The 15,162-nt window shown below is 67.0% G+C and carries 18 protein-coding genes; 6 read left to right on the top strand and 12 right to left on the bottom strand.

Annotated elements, in window-relative coordinates:
* Nucleotides 1-129: 129 nt before the first annotated feature.
* The 5 genes from RUU78_RS16875 to RUU78_RS16855 form a co-directional block, all read right to left on the bottom strand.
* A complete protein-coding gene (locus RUU78_RS16875; RefSeq protein ID WP_313918624.1) occupies nt 130-675 on the bottom strand; it encodes an MbcA/ParS/Xre antitoxin family protein in 546 nt (181 codons plus the stop codon).
* A gap of 311 nt (nt 676-986) precedes the next feature.
* Entirely contained in the window at nt 987-1,970 is a 984-nt protein-coding gene (locus RUU78_RS16870; RefSeq protein WP_313918623.1) for a HEAT repeat domain-containing protein, read from the bottom strand.
* A gap of 124 nt (nt 1,971-2,094) precedes the next feature.
* Complete coding sequence (locus RUU78_RS16865) at nt 2,095-3,306, bottom strand: HEAT repeat domain-containing protein (protein ID WP_313918622.1); 1,212 nt, start codon at nt 3,304-3,306, stop codon at nt 2,095-2,097.
* A 10-nt stretch (nt 3,307-3,316) separates the two neighbouring features.
* A complete protein-coding gene (locus RUU78_RS16860; RefSeq protein ID WP_313918621.1) occupies nt 3,317-4,114 on the bottom strand; it encodes a hypothetical protein in 798 nt (265 codons plus the stop codon).
* A gap of 4 nt (nt 4,115-4,118) precedes the next feature.
* Nucleotides 4,119-4,685 carry a sigma-70 family RNA polymerase sigma factor gene (locus RUU78_RS16855; protein WP_313918620.1) on the bottom strand — a complete coding sequence of 189 codons (567 nt, stop codon included), beginning with the start codon at nt 4,683-4,685 and terminating at the stop codon, nt 4,119-4,121.
* A gap of 201 nt (nt 4,686-4,886) precedes the next feature.
* On the opposite strand from RUU78_RS16855, the gene gap reads away from it, so the two are divergent.
* The 3 genes from gap (at nt 4,887) to RUU78_RS16840 (ending at nt 7,738) form a co-directional block, all read left to right on the top strand.
* Nucleotides 4,887-5,900 (top strand): type I glyceraldehyde-3-phosphate dehydrogenase, encoded by a 1,014-nt coding sequence (gap, locus tag RUU78_RS16850; protein ID WP_313918619.1) that lies wholly within the window; start codon nt 4,887-4,889, stop codon nt 5,898-5,900.
* 253 nt (nt 5,901-6,153) lie between these two features.
* Nucleotides 6,154-7,317, top strand: coding sequence for an AAA family ATPase (locus RUU78_RS16845; RefSeq protein ID WP_313918618.1), 1,164 nt, complete (start codon nt 6,154-6,156; stop codon nt 7,315-7,317).
* A gap of 169 nt (nt 7,318-7,486) precedes the next feature.
* Nucleotides 7,487-7,738, top strand: a complete 252-nt coding sequence (locus RUU78_RS16840) for a GlsB/YeaQ/YmgE family stress response membrane protein (RefSeq protein ID WP_313918617.1) — start codon at nt 7,487-7,489, stop codon at nt 7,736-7,738.
* Between the two features lie 159 nt (nt 7,739-7,897).
* On the opposite strand, the gene RUU78_RS16835 is transcribed toward RUU78_RS16840, so the two are convergent.
* Nucleotides 7,898-8,224, bottom strand: coding sequence for a hypothetical protein (locus RUU78_RS16835; RefSeq protein WP_313918626.1), 327 nt, complete (start codon nt 8,222-8,224; stop codon nt 7,898-7,900).
* Nucleotides 8,225-8,366: 142 nt separating this feature from the next.
* On the opposite strand from RUU78_RS16835, the gene RUU78_RS16830 reads away from it, so the two are divergent.
* A complete protein-coding gene (locus tag RUU78_RS16830; RefSeq protein WP_313918616.1) occupies nt 8,367-9,593 on the top strand; it encodes a DUF418 domain-containing protein in 1,227 nt (408 codons plus the stop codon).
* A gap of 12 nt (nt 9,594-9,605) precedes the next feature.
* On the opposite strand, the gene RUU78_RS16825 is transcribed toward RUU78_RS16830, so the two are convergent.
* Nucleotides 9,606-10,217, bottom strand: a complete 612-nt coding sequence (locus RUU78_RS16825; protein ID WP_313918615.1) for a hypothetical protein — start codon at nt 10,215-10,217, stop codon at nt 9,606-9,608.
* 138 nt (nt 10,218-10,355) lie between these two features.
* On the opposite strand from RUU78_RS16825, the gene RUU78_RS16820 reads away from it, so the two are divergent.
* Nucleotides 10,356-10,676 (top strand): PilZ domain-containing protein, encoded by a 321-nt coding sequence (locus RUU78_RS16820; protein ID WP_313918614.1) that lies wholly within the window; start codon nt 10,356-10,358, stop codon nt 10,674-10,676.
* 178 nt (nt 10,677-10,854) lie between these two features.
* Here the strand turns inward: RUU78_RS16820 and RUU78_RS16815 are convergent, their stop codons facing one another.
* Together RUU78_RS16815 and RUU78_RS16810 are read right to left on the bottom strand one after the other, a co-directional pair.
* On the bottom strand, nt 10,855-11,202 hold the full coding sequence (locus RUU78_RS16815; RefSeq protein WP_313918613.1) for a DMT family protein: 348 nt from the start codon (nt 11,200-11,202) through the stop codon (nt 10,855-10,857).
* 331 nt (nt 11,203-11,533) lie between these two features.
* Nucleotides 11,534-11,839: a DUF962 domain-containing protein gene (locus RUU78_RS16810; protein ID WP_313918612.1), complete on the bottom strand. Its 306-nt coding sequence runs from the start codon at nt 11,837-11,839 to the stop codon at nt 11,534-11,536.
* A gap of 191 nt (nt 11,840-12,030) precedes the next feature.
* On the opposite strand from RUU78_RS16810, the gene RUU78_RS16805 reads away from it, so the two are divergent.
* Nucleotides 12,031-12,474: a hypothetical protein gene (locus RUU78_RS16805; protein WP_313918611.1), complete on the top strand. Its 444-nt coding sequence runs from the start codon at nt 12,031-12,033 to the stop codon at nt 12,472-12,474.
* A 286-nt stretch (nt 12,475-12,760) separates the two neighbouring features.
* Here RUU78_RS16805 and mazG read toward each other — a convergent pair whose 3' ends face one another.
* Genes mazG through nudE form a run of 3 tightly spaced genes read right to left on the bottom strand, consistent with a single transcriptional unit; the run spans nt 12,761 to nt 14,967 of the window.
* Nucleotides 12,761-13,588 carry a nucleoside triphosphate pyrophosphohydrolase gene (gene mazG / locus RUU78_RS16800; RefSeq protein ID WP_313918610.1) on the bottom strand — a complete coding sequence of 276 codons (828 nt, stop codon included), beginning with the start codon at nt 13,586-13,588 and terminating at the stop codon, nt 12,761-12,763.
* Between the two features lie 18 nt (nt 13,589-13,606).
* The gene (cysQ, locus tag RUU78_RS16795) at nt 13,607-14,410 is read right to left on the bottom strand and encodes a 3'(2'),5'-bisphosphate nucleotidase CysQ (protein WP_313918609.1); all 804 of its coding nucleotides are present in this window, start codon (nt 14,408-14,410) and stop codon (nt 13,607-13,609) included.
* Complete coding sequence (gene nudE / locus RUU78_RS16790) at nt 14,407-14,967, bottom strand: ADP compounds hydrolase NudE (protein WP_313918608.1); 561 nt, start codon at nt 14,965-14,967, stop codon at nt 14,407-14,409. The genes cysQ and nudE overlap by 4 nt, the downstream gene beginning before the upstream one ends.
* Nucleotides 14,968-15,162: the final 195 nt, after the last annotated feature.

The raw sequence follows: 15,162 nt of genomic DNA, 5'->3' as shown, positions 1-15,162 counted from the left end.
AGAACCGCAGGTTCTGATCACTCTGAACGCCCAACGGGCCGGACCGGCCAACGCGCAGCGTCGGCCAGGGTTGTGGAGATCGGGTGCACGGCACCGAACCCTCGGTGCCAGGACTTGTAGCCAACTTCCCTAGTACACGCCGTGCTCGAGCCGCATCAGCTCGTTCACCACCGCCTCGCGGTCGCCGACCATGAGCACTTCCAGCGGCGATCGCTGGTTCAGATGGTGGTTGCGCGAGCTGAGCCATGCGGAGGCGATGACGCTGTTGCCGAGCACATGGGTGGCCAGCTGCACGAGGCTGTCGTCGACGATGCGCAGGGTTTCGTAGAACGACAGTGCGCGCCGGGCGAACAGTTCCTGCGCTGCCTGCAGCTCGCCGCGCGCGGCGCGCGCCTGGCGCGCGAGGTCGGCGAGCACGGCGCTGTTGGTCTGGTGTGGCGGTACGGCGTAATGGTTCTGAGCCGGTGGCGGCGAACGGCCCAGTGAAGGCTGCGGGGTCGCGGGACGTGCGGTTGGCGGCGGTGTCGGCCGGGATTGCGCCGGCGGTGGCACTGGGGCACGCGGCGGCGGGTTGGCCGGCGGGCGCTGCGCCGAATTCGTGGGCGCCGGACTGGCGCCGGACTCGGGCAGGGTCGATGGCCAGGTCGGTGTCCAGGTCGAGCGCTGGGTCGACATATCGCCTCCAAACAGGGCTGCAGGAACCGCCGCGGCACCGGCAACTGCGCCGCAACGGCAACCAAATCGATCGCGGTCAGCCCCCACCGACCTTGGCCCGGGCCGACCGCAGCGAAAGAGTAGCACCGCTGCAGTGACGAAGGCGTCCGGACGATAGCGCGTCCGTTTGGCGACCAACTGCGTCCTGGCGCACGAACCGGCCGGATTCGGACCGGCGGCCGCGATGGGACGGCGGACGCACGGTCGGGACAGGCCCGCCCGCACCGCCCCGACCGCTTCGTCCCCTCATTGCACGGGACTTCCCGCGCCGCTCAGCGCAGCACTTCGTCGAGAAAGGCCATCGCGCTGTCCGAGCCGGACTGGCCGAGCCAGAACAGGGCCTTCTGCTTGACCTCGCGCGGATAGTCGCCGAGCATGATCGCGATCAATGCCGCGTCGTTCTGCCCGTCCGGCAATTGCGACAGCGCGAACACAGCCTGCTCGCGCACGTCAGCATCCTGCTCCCGGCGCACCGCCGCGACGATGTCCTGGGCGGCGCGCTTATCCTCCATCTGCGCCAGCCAGAACAAGGCCTGGCTGCGCACCTCGCCGGAGCGGTCGTTCTGCGCGCTGGCCAGCACCTTCGGATAGGTATCGAATTCCTCTGCCTGTGACAGCACGAACAGCGCGTGGCGGCGGATGTCCTCGTCCGCGTCGTCACGCGCAAAACCTTCAACGATTGCGATGCCGGCCGCACCGCGGGCCTGGCCGAGCCAGAACAGCGCGGCCTCGCGGCGCTTGTCCGGCTGTCCGGCCGCCGCCATGCGTGCCAGGGCGGACTCGGCCGCGGCGTCGGCATGGAATGCCAGCGCCATGACGGGCTCGTCGTCGAGATTCTTCGCCGCGCCGGTTGCCATCGCGAGACGTTCCAGCCAGTCGATGCTGTCCTTGGCGCTGACGCCAGCCAGCGGCCGTAGCGCCTGGCGCGTGTTCACCGGGCAGGTCGCCGCATAGGCGCGGATCTTGTCGACCTTGCCGCCGGCGACATGGGCATAGACGGTCAGCGTGTCGGTTGCGGCCGGCTTCGCGCTGGCATGCCTGTCGGCGATGCTGACGCTCCAGTTGCCGCCGTCGAGGTCGCAGCCGCTGCGGTCGATTCCGCTGCGGCCGATGTCGTAGCAGCACGGTTCGCCGGCATCGGCGACCTTGGCGACCTGCCAGCTGGCCCAGCCGTCGCCGGCGGCGATGTCCTTGCCGATATCGGCGGCACACGTCAGCGGAATCGAAAACAGCACGGCGGCGATCAGTGTACGCATGAGTATTCTCCACAAGGATTTTTTGGCATGGCGAAGCCGCCGGCGCAAAGCGCCGCGTCGGAAAACATCGCCACAGGGAGGACGGAGCGGGCGGCGTTGCTATCGGCGCCGCTGCCGTCGAATCTCAGTTCAATTCCTGCTCGATCACGTCGATCGCCGCGTCGTTGTCCATGGTCGTGAGCATGCGCAGGATCTGCTGCTTCTCTTCCTTGGTCCTGGCGAGCTTGTAGAGCGAAGTCATCGCCTTCGCGTCATCGGCAATCAGCAACCCCTGCAGGATCGCCTCGCGCTCTTCCCGGCTGGCCGCGCGCGGATAGAAGCCGACCAGCGCATCGCTGGCGCGCTTGCCGCCGCCGATGCCGATCGCGCGGTAGGCCTCCAGCCGCGCCGACGGCGCAAGGTTGCCGGCCATCACCTGCACGATGCCGTCGATATCGCCGGCGACGCCCAGCGACTGCACGATCTTGCCCTGCAGCTCAGGCTCCTTGACGCTGGGCAGCAACTGCCGCAGTTCCGCCGTCGCATCCATCGCGCCGAGCAGTTGGATAGCGTCGTCGCGCAGACTCGGATCGGTCTCGTCGCGCGCTGCGGCGAAGACGAGATCCTTGCGGTCGGCGACGAGCCAGGCCTGCAGCACGTCGCGCTTGTCCGCCGCGGCAGCGGACTTGTACAGGTTGCTCAGCTCGGTCAGCGCCTTGGCATCGCCGCTCAGTCCGAGCATGCGGATCGCTTCGCCACGCAGGGCCGGATCACCGCTTCGCGCCACGCCAGCCAGTGTCGACAGCGCCTCGTCGGATTCGATCTGGCTCAGCACGAACAGCGCGCGTCGCTTGACCTTCTCGGGCTGCTTGCCGGCCAGTACTTTCTTGAGCAGCGGCAGCGCCCGCTCCGGCGGTGCGTGCATCAGACCCTCGACCGCGATTTCGGCCAGCTCCGAGTCGGTGCCGGCGGCGGCCTCGACCGGCACCTCGTTCTGCCGCAGCAGCGCATCCGCTTCATCGATCCAGCGGCTCTGCGGAAATTTCTCGTGCAGCCGGCCGACCTCGCGCCGGGCTTCCGCCGGCCGCTTGGCCTGCATCAGCACGTAGGCCTGCCAGAAGATCGCCGTATCGACGTTGGCTTCGCCGCGTTCGACCATGCGCTGCTCGAGCAGCTTGAAGCGGTCGAGCGCGACGCGCCAGGACGACTTGGCCATCGCATCCTGGCCCTGGGTGTAGAGCTCGTTGATTTCCTTGTCGGCGGTCTTGACGACAGCGTCTGCCGGCACCGCTAGGACCAGGGGCGCGGCTGTCGCCAGCAGCAGGCCGAGGACGTGGGAAAGCAGTTTCGTATTCATGTGGACTCCGTCAGATCGTGGTCGGGCGCTGCGGCTCGATCCGGGCCTGCGTCGCGCGCAGCTGGAACAGCAGATCGGTCTTGTCGACGTAGTCGCGCAAGCCGTCAGAGCTTTGGACGGACGCCGTGCCCGCGGGGTTAGCAAGCTCGATCAGCAACGGCTCGAGCTGCTGCAGGAAATTCGCGAGCCGCGCATTGCCGGCGCGCGCGGCGGCCTGGGCATACAGACGGTTGGAGTCGATCAGGCCGGCCGCAAGTTCGCGATTGCCGGCGAGCAGCGCCGCGCTGTCGCTGTTGACCGCGGTCAGCACCACGCCTTCGGTCTCGCGCAGGTGCGCCGCGACATAGGCATCGAGCACGCGCGAGGACAGCTCGCTTTTCCCGACGGCCGCCACGTCCGGCTTCGGCGTCGGCGCCTGCGGGCCCGCCGGCTGGCGGCCGATCAGAAAACCCACGCCGAGCGCGGCGACGACGGCGAGCGCCGTCGCCGCATGGCGCAGCAGCGGACGCGCGCCGGCGCGGTGCCGCACGCGACCGGCGCCGCGCAGGGTGTCGGCGTGACGCCGATCCGGCACACCGTCGCTGCCGGTCTGCTCTTCCCAGCGCTGCCACAGGCGCTGTTCCAGGCCCGCATCCGCGGTCGCAGCGGGTTGCGCGTCGACCGCTTGGAGCGTCGCGCACAACACCGCGTAGCGCGCGCGCAGCGGCGCGGATTCGCGCAAGGCCTGTCCGATCGCGGCGAGTTCGCCGGCCGTCAGTCCATCGCGGTAGTGGTAGAGCACAAGATCGTCGTCGCGGATCGAATTCATCGCCTTACCTCAGCGGTTCCAGCGCGCCGCGCAGCTTGCGCACGGCACGGAAGATGGCCTGTTTGCAGGCCGAAACGTTGATGGCCAGCACGCCGCAGATTTCCTCCAGCGACTGGCCTTCGTGATGGCGCAGCACGAAGGCGCTGCGCTCCAGGTGAGTCATGCGCTCCAGCTGCTGCTGGACCTGGCGTCCGATCTCGCCGCCACCGGCGAGCTGCTCCGGTCCGGGCAGCTCGTCGGCATGGGCGGCGAGGAAATCCTCGGCGCCGTCGGCGTTGCCTGCATCGGCCAGGAACTGCTCGCGGCCGCTGCGCTTGCGCAATTGCTCCAGCGCGGCATTGACCGTGATGCGATGCAGCCAGGTCCTGAAATTCGCGCGACCGTCGAAATCCCCGAGATGGCGCCAGGCATTGAGCAGGGCCTCCTGGACCGCATCCTCGGCCAGCCCCGGATCGCGCGTGATGCGCGCCGCGACCGCGTACAGCGGACGCGTCTCGCCTTCCACGAGGCGCCGGAACGCCTCGCGATCTCCCTGGCGGGCCTTGCTGACCCGTTCGTCGTCGACTGTCATGGCAGCATGGATGCCGTCAGGGCGGATTCGGTTAGCACGGGTTTACCGTAGCGGTTTGTCGGCGCGTCGGGGCAGGAGCCCGCTCTCTACGATTCTGCATTCCTGGTTTCCCGTCCCCAGCCCCGCATTCCGGGCGCCCATGCGCGCCCGTTGCTACAATCCCGTGTCTTTCCGTCCCCCCCCTTTCGAGGAGCCCCCATCATGGCGGTGAAAGTTGCCATCAACGGCTACGGCCGTATCGGCCGAAATGTTCTGCGTGCGCTGTATGAAGCCGGCCGCAACCACGAGATCCGGATCGTCGCAATCAACGACCTGGGCGATGCGGAAACCAATGCGCACCTGACCCGCTACGACACGGCCCATGGCAAATTCCCGTTCGAGGTGGCCGTCGACGGCGGCGATCTGGTCGTCAAGGGCGACCGCATCAAGGTATTCGCCGAGCGCGATCCGGCCAAGCTGCCCTGGGGCGAGCACGGCGTCGATGTCGTCCTGGAATGCACAGGCCTGTTCACCACCAAGGCCAAGGCCGCGGCGCATATCGCCGGCGGCGCCCGGAAAGTCATCATTTCCGCGCCAGGCGGCAGCGACGTCGACGGCACCTTCGTCTTCGGCGTCAACGACGACCAGCTCAAGGCCTCGCACGAGGTCATCTCCAACGCCTCGTGCACGACCAACTGCCTCGCACCGCTGGCCAAGGTGCTGCACGAGAAGATCGGGATCGAGCACGGCCTGATGACGACGATCCACGCCTATACCAACGATCAGGTGCTGACCGACGTCTATCACTCCGACCTGCGCCGCGCGCGTTCGGCGACGCAGTCGCAGATCCCGACCAAGACCGGCGCGGCCGCAGCCGTCGGCCTGGTCCTGCCGGAACTCAACGGCAAGCTCGACGGCTTTGCGATGCGCGTGCCGACGATCAACGTCTCGGTCGTCGATCTCACCTTCGTCGCCAAGCGCGCGACCACGAACGCCGAGATCGATCAGATCGTGAAAGAAGCCTCCGAAGGCGCACTCAAGGGCATCCTCGGCTTCAACAAGGCACCGCTGGTATCGGTCGACTTCAACCACGATGCGCGCTCGTCGGTGTACGACGCGACGCTGACCAAGGTCATGGGCGGCACGCTGGTCAAGGTCTGCTCCTGGTACGACAACGAGTGGGGCTTCTCCAACCGCATGCTCGACATGACGCTGGCGCTGATGGCGGCGAAGTAAGCCGCTGCCCGGAGCGCAGCGCGCGAACCGGACTCGCTGCACACCTGTAAACGACGCCCGCTGCGGATCGCAGCGGGCGCCTGCATCTGGCTATATGAAAAGCGTGTCGCTGGCGATCAGCGCATCGCCAACGTCTGCGGCTCCGGGGATCCGGCCTGGACCTTCCCGCCCGCGGCCTATCGGGGACGCCAACTGCGGGCCGAGGCGAACCGGCGTCGATCGCCATCTCCGGCGATTGCGGCACAATCGCCGCATGCTGCAGACCTTCGCCGCCACCAACTACCGTTCGCTGCGCGATCTCAAACTCGCGCTCGCGCCGCTGACCCTGGTCACCGGCGCGAACGGCAGCGGCAAGTCCAATCTCTACCGTGCACTGCGCCTGCTGCAGCAGGCCGCGCAGGGACAACTCGCCGAAGCCATCGCCGGCGAAGGTGGCATACCGTCGCTGCAATGGGCCGGGCCGGCGGATACGCGCAGCCAGCACAAGCGAGGCCTGGCCGCTCACGGCACACGCAGCAAAGGGCCGCTGCGCATCGGCGTCGGCTTCGCCGCCGACGATATCGCCTACCGCATCGAACTGGGTCTGCCGGCCGGCGGCAATCCGGTGACGCAGCCGTCGCGCTTTCGCCTCGATCCGGAAGTGAAGGCGGAGTACGTCTGGCAGGCACCGCCGCAGCGCAAGGCGAACACCTGGCTCGAACGCGAAGGTGCGATGACGAACCTGCGCGACGCCGAGGGCGAATGGCAGCGGCTGGCCTTTCGCGTGGCTGCGAGCCGCTCGGTGCTGTCGGAACTGTCCGAACCGCAGCGCTTTCCCGAAGTCTTCGCGCTACGCGAACGCCTGCGCAACTGGCGTTTCTACGACGGCTTCCGCACCGACGCAGACAGCCCGCTGCGCCAACCGCGCGTGAGCGTGCAGACCGGCGCACTCGCACACGACGGCCGCGACCTCGCCGCGGCGCTGCAGACCATCATCGAGATCGGCGACGCCGATGCGTTGCATGAGGCCGTCGACGACGCGTTTCCGGGCTCGCGCATCGCCATTCTCGGCGACGACGCGCGGCTGGAGGCCGGCCTGCAGGTCGACGGCCTGCTGCGCGAACTGCGCGCCGCGGAACTGTCCGACGGCACGCTGCGGTACCTCTGTCTGCTCGCCGCTCTGCTCAGCCCGCGTCCGCCGGAACTGCTCGTGCTCAACGAACCCGAGCAAAGCCTGCATCCGGACCTGCTGCGTCCGCTTGCACGCCAGATCGCGCGGGCGTCGCAGCACACCCAGCTCTGGGTCATCAGCCATGCGCCGAAACTCGTCGGCGCGATCGAGGACGCCGCCGGCATCGTCGCGACCGAACTCGCGCGCGAGCGCGGCGAGACGCGCATCGTCGGGCAGGGACTGCTCGACGAACCGATCTGGCCGTGAGCCGGGATTGCGGCAATTGCTCCGCAACGACGCCATCGGGGCGTCGACACGATGAAAAATATTCAACGATACCCGTGCCATACCGATACGAATGCAAACGTGCATTGCGGTGGCTTCGCATTGCTGCAGAATCGGCCCGTCGCACACTGCGGCATCCGAGGAGGCGGACATGACAGTCGAAGCGTTGCTCATCTGGTTGATCGTAGGTGCCGTTGCAGGCTGGCTGGCGGGGCAGATCGTCAAAGGCCATGGTTTCGGCCTGGCTGGCAACATCGTGGTCGGCATCGTCGGCGCGTTCCTTGCCGGCTGGCTCCTGCCGGGACTGGGACTGGGCCTCAGCGGTATCGTCGGCAGCATCATCTATGCGGCGCTCGGCGCGATCATCCTGCTACTGCTGATCGGGCTCATCAAACGCGCATAGCGTGACGTAGTGGGGCATGGTTTCCCGAGAGGCCGGAGATTTCTCCGGCCTTTCTTTTCAGTGGCCAGGGCAACATCGCCGGACGGTGGCCGATAGCCCTTTCTGATGCATGGCCCATGAGCGGCATCGTTTTCGACTGCGGCGGCGTAAGGCAAAGCCTCACATTGCCAGCGACTGCTCCGCATGCTGGCAGTTGCGCCGCGCGAGCGCGAGATTGGACTTGGCCTTGTCGAGCACGAGATAGATGAACAGCCCGGGCTTGTTCGCGACCGGGCGGATGATGTGGTACTGCTTGCCGAGCGTAATGAGGATGTCCTCGATGGTGTCGCTGAGGCCAAGACTCTTCTTGGTCCTCATCTTCGCGCGCACGACTTCGGTGTTGCCGGCGGCAGCCAGATCGAGGTCGATGCCAGTGCCGATCTTGCCGAGGCTCATGCCGCTGTTCGCGTCGACGAGTGCGGCGCAGATCGCGCCGTCGACCTGCATCAGAGCAGCGAGACTGTCGTTGCGCTCCAACGCGATCGGACCGCATGACGAATGTCACACAGAGCGCCGCCCTCGGCAGAGTTACCCTAGCGCGTGCTCGTGCGATTCGCGAATGCCGTCCCGCACCGAGGAATACTGTCGCATGAGCCAAACCCCTCCCACGCCCGTCGCCGACGCGCAGCGCCACGACGTGCTCGACGCGCTGCGCGGCATCGCCCTGTTCGGCGTGCTGCTCGTCAACCTGCGCGACCTTTCGCTGTATACGCTGATGCCAGCAGCCGAACGGCTGGCGCTGCCGACGGCAGCCTGGGATCGCGTGCTCGAGGTCGTGATGGCCGCGCTGATCGACGTCAAGTCCGCGACGCTGTTCTCGATGCTGTTCGGCGTGGGCTTCGCGCTGCAGATGCAGCGCGCGGCCGGCGACAGCGCCGTCGCACGCCGCTACCTGCGCCGGCTACTGTTGCTGCTCATCATCGGCGTCGCCCACGCCTGGCTGCTGTGGTGGGGCGACATCCTGCGCTACTACGCGCTGCTCGGCCTGTTGCTGCTGCCGCTGGGACGCATGAGCCCGCGCCTGCTCGCGCTCACCGGACTCGCTGTCGCGCTGTTCGCGCTGCCGCTGCTGCGGCCATTGATACTGCCGGCGCTGCCCACGCTGACACCGGCCGCGGACGCGGCCGCCACGGCCTACGCCGCGTTCTCCGACGGCAATGCCGGCACTGCGCTCGCCGCCAATCTCGACTACGACCTGCGCATGCGCCTGGCCAACTGGAGCCTCGCGTTCTTTGTGCTCGGACGGCTGCTGCTCGGCGCTGCGCTGGGTTTCGCCGGCGTGATCCAGCAGCCGCAGCAGCATCGCGCGTTCTGGCGCCGCCTGCTGGCCGTGTGCGTGCCGCTCGGTGCGGCGTTGACCGCGTTCGTGCTGCTGCGCGACCACGGCCTGCTGTTCGCCGACGGCTGGTGGAAAAGCAGCGCGGCACGCAGCGTATCGAGCGTGCTGCGCGGCGCGAGTTCCATCGCGATGGCGCTGGCCTACATGGCGCTGGTCGTCGTGCTGTTCGAGACGCGCGCGCGGCGCGCGCTGAATGCGTTCGCGCCGGTCGGCCGCATGGCCCTGACCCACTACCTCGGCCAGAGCCTGCTCGGCGTGGCGCTGTTCTACGGCGCGGGCCTGCGCATCGGCCCGCGCTATGGTTTGACCGGCACGCTGGTCGCCGCGGTCGCGATCTTCGCGCTGCAGACCTGGCTGAGCCGCTGGTGGCTCGCACGGTTCCGCTTCGGGCCAGCCGAATGGATCTGGCGCAGCCTTACGTACGGCGAGCGCCAGCCGCTGCGGCGGCGGCGGCCGGTCGCGACCGGAGCGGCATAATCCACTGTTGCATCAATCCAACTTGAGTGTTTTCCAGAAACGCTCGATCAGCGCGACATCGAGCGCGGCGCGATCCTCTTCCATCATCGTGATGACAAGATAGCCGCCCTTGCGGTCTCCCCTCGCGACGACGGTGCGATCCCAGGACTCGTCGCCAGACTCGGTCCGCACCTGCTTGCCCACCAGTTCGCGACCGTCGGCGAGCAGCCGCGTGACCGGCACGATCTTGCGCTGGTAGCCGGCCGCGACTTCCTCGTCGGTCGTCTCCTTGACCATGAGGTCGATCAGCGAGGTCGGGTCGAGTCCTTCGTAGCGCTGCAGGATCACGCCGTTGCCGTTCGCCGAAACGAGCATGATCTGGCGTATCTGGTCGTTGATGTCGGTGGTCGAGGGCTGCACCGTGGCCGGATGCTCGAAGCTCAGGCCACCGTCGATGAAGACCTGCTGTGCCTTGCGCTGCAGGCGCACGCTGACCGGCTTGCCGTCGACGACCACCGTCGCGTCCTTGTCCAGGTCGAGTTCGGTGGACTTGCCGCCGATCGTCAGCACGTAGCCGCCGGCCATGGCGGCACCGCCAACCAGCGCAAGGATTGCGGCCGCCACGATGCGGAATGATGTGCGCATGGGATATCTCGCTCAAAAGGAACCCGATTGTAGGGCCTTGGCTTGCCAAGCGCCGGGCGGGCTTCTATCGTCGATACGGCCTGAGCGGCGCCCATGCCGCCGGCACCGATCCACCGCACTCGAGGCCAAGGAGGCTGCATGAGCTACGCCGAAAAACGCCGTCATCCACGCTTGTCGGTGTTCTCCGCCGCGATGCTCGTGCTCGACGACCAGGCCTACCTCAGCGAGGTCAAGGACCTGTCCCAGGGCGGCGCCAGAGTCGCCCTGCCGCGCAACTGGAACCTGCCGATCGCGACCGAATGCCAGCTGTTCCTGATCTTCGACCAGGAAACCGTGATCGGCCTGCGCATCCGCGTCGTCCGCGTCGGCTACGACGACCTCGGCCTGGAGTTCATGGCCGGGCAGGAGGAGAAGGTTGCGGCGGTGTTGTATGAGTCGCGGTTCATCGAGCAGGAGTGAGTGGTGCTCGACCAATGAAATCACCCGCGGACTTTTCCGGGACGGTCGTGTCATGAGCAACGCGGAATGGCATTTTGACGGCTCGGACACGGCCGGACAGTTCGGCCTCCTCGGGCGCCATCCATCGCGCAGGATTCGGCAATATTGGTTTTTATAAAAACCAAATAATAGTTTCCTGCTAGAACTTGTCCCGAAACACGAAGTACGCTGCGCCGAGCAGACACAGGCCGGCCCAGAGATAGTCGGTCTTCAGCGGCTCTTTCAGATAGAACACCGCGAACGGCACGAAGACCGACAGCGTTATGACTTCCTGCAGGATCTTGAGCTGGCCGACGCTGAGCACGGTGTAGCCGATGCGATTGGCGGGGACTTGCAGCAGGTATTCGAACAGGGCGATGCCCCAGCTGGCGAACGCGGCGACGATCCAGGGTTTGGCGCTGAGTTCCTTGAGGTGCGCGTACCAGGCGAAGGTCATGAAGATGTTGCTGAGGATCAGCAGAGTGATGCTGGTCAGGATGGGGTGCATGGGAAGTCAGGGCTGGTAAATCGGAGGGTGCGTCGGACCGACGGGCGCGAGCAATGTCAGGGACAAGATGATAGATGGCGGCCGTGAACAATCGGGCGCAACGCGGCCACGACTGCAACACCATCCCCACCCAACCCTCCGGCCCGTTGGTCGTTCAAGGCAGCCAGAACCTTGCGGTTCTGTGCGGCTGCCTTTCACCCCCTTGAAGGGGAGGGCTTACAGCATCTTCCTTTGCACGAGTTCCAGGGGCGACTTCTACTTCAAGCAAGCTCGCACAGCGCAGCCGCCGCGCGCGCGTTCGGCTTCGCGGGGCAAGTCGCGGCAAAACGCTTCAGAAGCGTATCCGCCCCGTCAGCATGTCCCGCAGCATGACCCAGTCGGCGGCGAAGCTGTAGAACGGATGGGTGAAAGTGGCGGGACGGTTGTGCTCGAAGAAAAAATGACCGATCCAGGCGAAGCCGTAGCCGCAGAACAGCGCGCCGAGCACCCACCACGCGCTGCCGCGCACGAATGCGAACACGAGGCAGGTCAGTGCGAGCGTGCTGCCGAGGTAGTGCAGGCGCCGGCAGACGATATTGCTGTGCTCGCCGAGGTAGTGCGGATAGAACTCGCGAAAGCTGCCGAAGGATTGGGACATGCCTCAACCTCTGAGAGTTATCTGACCAGGACTGCGATACCCAGTGATGCGTAGCCGCTGCGCCATCGCGAGCCCGGCGCACACTGAACACATCGCCAACGAAACGATACTGCGTCCCTGCGTCGGCGTCCAAGCGTCAACCGACCGGGAACCACGGCGTTGTGTATCGGCACACCAACCCGGAGAAATTCATGTCACGCCTGATGCTCACTCTCGCCAGTTCCGCCGCCCTCGCCATCGCTGCCCTGGCCGTGCATGTGCCGTCCACGATGGCTGCCACTCCGACCGGCACGCCCGCTACCAGCACCGCGCAGACGGCCACCGACGCCGCGCCCGGCCGCGGCGGGCATCGCAAGGGCCGCGGCGAACGCCTGGTCGCGCTAAAGAACAATCCCGTGTTCCAGACGATGCGCAACCTGCGCGAACTCGAACGGCTCTATCTGATCGACGGTCGCGCCCAGGAAATTCCGGCGCTGTACCGTGACGTGCTGGCCAGGACCCAGAACCCGGCCGTGCGCCAGTTCGCCTTCAATCGTATCGCCCGCAATGAACTAAAGCCGGGCGATGCGGACCAGGCCATCGCAACGCTGCGCCAGAGCCTGGACGAAAGCCTGCAACGCCTGCCGCCCCAGTAAGCCGGAACGCAGCGCATCACGTCGCGCTGCGAATTGCGCACAACCGCATCGTCCGGCACTGCAACCGCGGCGGCTTCCAGCGCATCGTAGTACCCGGAAGCGGAGTCTCCTCCCGCCTTCCACCCCAAGGGAAACTGCCCCCATCAGTTTCCCGACCCCGGCGGGCGCCCTCGGCGCCCGCTTCTATTTCCAGCCTCGGCGGCTTCTGGCGGCTCGGCACCCGCTTCATTCTCCAGCGCCTCGACGACTGCTTTGCTGCTCGCGACGGGCTACGCGCATCGCCCGCTCAGGGCCCCGCGGAACGCTCCTCGGCCTTGGCCGCATCCCACAACGCATCCTGGCCGGCCAGATCCAGCGCTGCCAGCCCGGGCTCGCCGGCCAGCTGCTCCATGCGCCGGAAGCGGCGTTCGAACTTGGCGTTGGCGTGGCGCAACGCGGCCGAGACATCGACCTTCGCATGGCGCGCGACGTTGACGCAGACGAACAGCAGATCGCCGATTTCATCGGTGAGACGCGCCGGATCGCTGCCGGCGGCGAATTCGCTGCGGACTTCGTCGATCTCCTCGTGCAGCTTGTCGAACACCGGCGCCACGTCGGGCCAGTCGAAACCGACCGTCGCCGCGCGTTTCTGCAGCTTGAGCGCGCGCTGCCACTCGGGCAGGCCGCGCGAAATGCCGGCGAGCGCACTGCGGTCGTCCTCACCACGCTCGGCACGTTCGGTACGCTTGAGCGCTTCCCAGGCGACTAGCTGGGCATCGACGCTCCGCGCTCCCGGGTCGGCGACGGCATCGGCGTTGGTGACAGCGCCCGCACCGAACACATGCGGATGGCGCCGGCGCATCTTGTCGCAGATCGCGGCGACCACGTCGTCGAAGCCGAAGTGGCCGGCTTCGCGCGCCATCTGCGCGTGGAATACGACCTGGAACAGCAGGTCGCCGAGTTCGTCGCAGAGTGCCGGCATGTCGGCGCGATCGATCGCATCGGCGACTTCGTAGGATTCTTCAATCGTATACGGCGCGATCGTGGCGAAGTTCTGCTGCAGGTCCCACGGGCAGCCGCCGTCGGGATTGCGCAGCGTCGACATGATCGCAAGCAGTTCGTCCATCGTTGCCATGGGAATTCGTCCGACGCCTCAGGCGAATAGCCGCGCCCAGTCCGTGGCGGGATCGCCGAACGCGATGAAATCGCCGTTGAGCAGCGATTCGCGTGCGTTGCAGCGCAATGGCAGGCCGGCCAGGTCGATCACGCCGCCGCCGGCCTGCTCGAGCACGCATTGCGCGGCCGCGGTATCCCACTCGGACGTCGGGCCCAGGCGCAGATACAGATCGGCCGCGCCTTCGGCAATGCGGCAGAACTTCAGCGAGGAACCCAGCGGCAGTTTTTCGTACGGGCCCACGCGCGACAGCAGCTGAGCTTCCCGCTCGCTGCCGTGCGAGCGGCTGCCTGGCACGAGCAGCGGGTTCGCGCGCGGCCGCGTGCGCAGGCGACGGGGCTCGCTGCGGATGTCGGACTGGCCGAACGCGCCACCACCGGCCCAGCCGAACCACAGTTCGCCGGTCACGGGCGCCTGCACCACGCCGAGTACCGGCCGCTGCTGGTCGATCAGGGCGATATTCACGGTGAACTCCCCGTTGCGCTTGACGAACTCGCGCGTACCGTCGAGTGGATCGACGAGCCAGTAGCGCGTCCAGCGCGCCCGTTCGAGGTAGGGAATCTCGGCCGATTCTTCCGACAGCACCGGTAGCTGCGGCGCCAGCCGTTCGAGGCCGGCAACGATCACGCGGTGCGAGGCAATATCGGCCACAGTCAGCGGCGAGCGGTCTTCCTTGTGCTCGACCGCGAACTCGCTGCCGTAGACATCGAGGATGGCCTGGCCGGCTTCGCGCGCGAGCGCGCAGGCATCCAGACACAGGCGTTGCAGCTCGACCGGGCTCATGCGCCGGGCCTGAAGCGGCCAGCGAGGTATTCGCGCGCTATGAACAGCGCCGCGATGGAGCGCCCCTCGCTGACTTCCTCATGGCCCAGCAACGTATGCAGTTCGGACAGTTTCCAGGGGATCACTTCCAGTTCCTCGGGTTCGTCGCCCTCCAGCCGTTCGGGATAGAGCTCCTGGGCCAATACCACATGGGTCATGCTGGTCATGTAGGCCGGCGACAGGGACAGCGTGGTCAGAATGCGCAGCTGGCGTGCGCCGAAGCCGATTTCTTCCTTGAGTTCGCGGTTGGCGCCCTGCTCGACGGTTTCGTCGCGGTCGAGCCGGCCCTTGGGCAGGCCGAGTTCGTAGCGGTCGACGCCGACGCCGTATTCGCGCACCAGCAGCACGGTGTCGTCGTCGCGCATCGGCACGATAATGACCGCGCCGAGACCGGAGCCCTTGAGGCGTTCGTAAGTGCGGCGCTGGCCGTTGGAGAATTCGAGATCGACTTCCTCGACGTGCAGGAAACCGCTGGCATCGGCGGGACGGGTGGCGTGGATCTTGGGGCGTTCTCGCATGGAGGGCGATTCTACGCAGACACCGTGCGCCTGCGTAGACGCCCACGAAGCGCGAAGGAGGTCCGAGTGGGGCCGCTTTCCGGTCAGACGCCCATCCCCCCGCGAACTTCTGCACGCGGCCGTTAGCACATTGGCCGCCGGGTCATCCGGTCTTGCGCCAGCGAAGCGGGCTGCAGTCCGCGCCGGAACCCGGTG

Origin of the sequence: Tahibacter sp., assembly GCF_032229445.1 — a bacterium.
In the GTDB taxonomy this organism is placed as follows: Bacteria; Pseudomonadota; Gammaproteobacteria; order Xanthomonadales; family Rhodanobacteraceae; genus Tahibacter.
This window is presented reverse-complemented; position numbering and strand designations above follow the sequence as displayed.

Excerpts from the sequence above, each read along its gene's own strand:
- RUU78_RS16875 (WP_313918624.1), bottom strand. The coding sequence starts at position 675 with ATGTCGACCCAGCGCTCGACCTGGACACCGACCTGGCCATCGACCCTG.
- RUU78_RS16870 (WP_313918623.1), bottom strand. The coding sequence starts at position 1,970 with ATGCGTACACTGATCGCCGCCGTGCTGTTTTCGATTCCGCTGACGTGT.
- RUU78_RS16865 (WP_313918622.1), bottom strand. The coding sequence starts at position 3,306 with ATGAATACGAAACTGCTTTCCCACGTCCTCGGCCTGCTGCTGGCGACA.
- RUU78_RS16860 (WP_313918621.1), bottom strand. The coding sequence starts at position 4,114 with ATGAATTCGATCCGCGACGACGATCTTGTGCTCTACCACTACCGCGAT.
- RUU78_RS16855 (WP_313918620.1), bottom strand. The coding sequence starts at position 4,685 with ATGACAGTCGACGACGAACGGGTCAGCAAGGCCCGCCAGGGAGATCGC.
- gap (WP_313918619.1), top strand. The coding sequence starts at position 4,887 with ATGGCGGTGAAAGTTGCCATCAACGGCTACGGCCGTATCGGCCGAAAT.
- RUU78_RS16845 (WP_313918618.1), top strand. The coding sequence starts at position 6,154 with ATGCTGCAGACCTTCGCCGCCACCAACTACCGTTCGCTGCGCGATCTC.
- RUU78_RS16840 (WP_313918617.1), top strand. The coding sequence starts at position 7,487 with ATGACAGTCGAAGCGTTGCTCATCTGGTTGATCGTAGGTGCCGTTGCA.
- RUU78_RS16835 (WP_313918626.1), bottom strand. The coding sequence starts at position 8,224 with ATGCAGGTCGACGGCGCGATCTGCGCCGCACTCGTCGACGCGAACAGC.
- RUU78_RS16830 (WP_313918616.1), top strand. The coding sequence starts at position 8,367 with ATGAGCCAAACCCCTCCCACGCCCGTCGCCGACGCGCAGCGCCACGAC.
- RUU78_RS16825 (WP_313918615.1), bottom strand. The coding sequence starts at position 10,217 with ATGCGCACATCATTCCGCATCGTGGCGGCCGCAATCCTTGCGCTGGTT.
- RUU78_RS16820 (WP_313918614.1), top strand. The coding sequence starts at position 10,356 with ATGAGCTACGCCGAAAAACGCCGTCATCCACGCTTGTCGGTGTTCTCC.
- RUU78_RS16815 (WP_313918613.1), bottom strand. The coding sequence starts at position 11,202 with ATGCACCCCATCCTGACCAGCATCACTCTGCTGATCCTCAGCAACATC.
- RUU78_RS16810 (WP_313918612.1), bottom strand. The coding sequence starts at position 11,839 with ATGTCCCAATCCTTCGGCAGCTTTCGCGAGTTCTATCCGCACTACCTC.
- RUU78_RS16805 (WP_313918611.1), top strand. The coding sequence starts at position 12,031 with ATGTCACGCCTGATGCTCACTCTCGCCAGTTCCGCCGCCCTCGCCATC.
- mazG (WP_313918610.1), bottom strand. The coding sequence starts at position 13,588 with ATGGCAACGATGGACGAACTGCTTGCGATCATGTCGACGCTGCGCAAT.
- cysQ (WP_313918609.1), bottom strand. The coding sequence starts at position 14,410 with ATGAGCCCGGTCGAGCTGCAACGCCTGTGTCTGGATGCCTGCGCGCTC.
- nudE (WP_313918608.1), bottom strand. The coding sequence starts at position 14,967 with ATGCGAGAACGCCCCAAGATCCACGCCACCCGTCCCGCCGATGCCAGC.